At 44.8% G+C, this 1,197-nt stretch carries 1 protein-coding gene; it reads left to right on the forward strand.

The genetic code is table 11. The features are described from left to right. Positions 1-350 precede the first annotated feature (350 nt). A complete protein-coding gene (locus tag R7P74_RS24850; RefSeq protein WP_031791476.1) occupies positions 351-938 on the forward strand; it encodes a DedA family protein in 588 nt (195 codons plus the stop codon). Positions 939-1,197: the final 259 nt, after the last annotated feature.

Raw genomic sequence — 1,197 nt, forward strand, 5'->3', positions numbered from 1 at the left:
CGGAAATGATCATCTTTGCCGATGTTGACTTAACCAAGCTGAAACAGCTCAACACCGAAGGCTCGGTAACGAACTTGCGCCATCGACGCCTCGATTTGTACGGTGCGTTCACAACACCAAAAGAGTAGCCTGAGACCCAAGCCATGGTAATGGCCGCTCGCCGTCGCGAATCGAACGGCGAGCGGAATCCAGCGCAACAGCACATCAGGTAAACACAATTATCAGAGGTGTGTCAGTTTTTCTCGGGAATGAGAAACAAGAATTGACCAGAGAAAACAACAGGAGTATCACTCCAATTTCCTTCCGATTTTATTAGAGGAAAGCATTTGGAACACATTAACGCTTTACTCATCTCCATGAAGCCTCTGCTGGAGCAGTACGGCTACCTTGCGCTTATTGTCAGCATCTTTTTTGAAGGTATTGGCATTCCCATGCCTGGGCAATCTTTGATGATCGCAGCGTCAATTCTGGCCTCAGAACAAGTCATGAATCTGAGTATGGTCATGGTTATATCTTGGCTCAGCTGCTTTTTAGGCAATACTTGTGGCTACTTACTTGGCTACTACTTTGAAGGATGGCTAGATAAAAAAGGTTACATCTCTGGCCCTAAAATGCAGAAGCTCCAAAGCACCATTCAAAAATATGGCCCTGCTTGTTTGGTGGTCAGCCGATTTATTGAAGGGATGAAGCAATTTATGCCTCTGGCGTGTGGTATAGCAAAAATGCCACGCAGAGAGTTTTTACTCGGCAACGCACTCGCTGCCACCATTTGGGTTTTGGTGTTCAGTTTACTTACGCATTTTGCATTTGAGCACCTCAGCGCACTCAGCCATTTATATAGCCACTACAAATACGCAATCTGGGCGAGCGCCGCGGTTGTGTTCGCATTGATGCTCCTAGGCTTGCTTAAGCGAAAAAAAGCAAAATCGTCGCTATAAATGTACTTTCAATAAAGGCTCTTGGTATCAGTAAGATAGATGCCATGAGCTTTTTTCTTTCATCCAAATACAAAAATTACGCAGCCATTTAGACGTCTAGACGTTGACAATAAAAGTCGGTGAGATTAGTCTGCTCACTTCTCTTATTATTATCTTTGTCGTTTACATGTCCGGTTCCCAACAAACTACTAAAACAGTTGCACCGTCTGCGGTCGCACTGATCCCATTGATCGTATTCCTTGCGCTATTTATTGGCGTA

Source organism: Vibrio sp. 2033 (assembly GCF_033339735.1).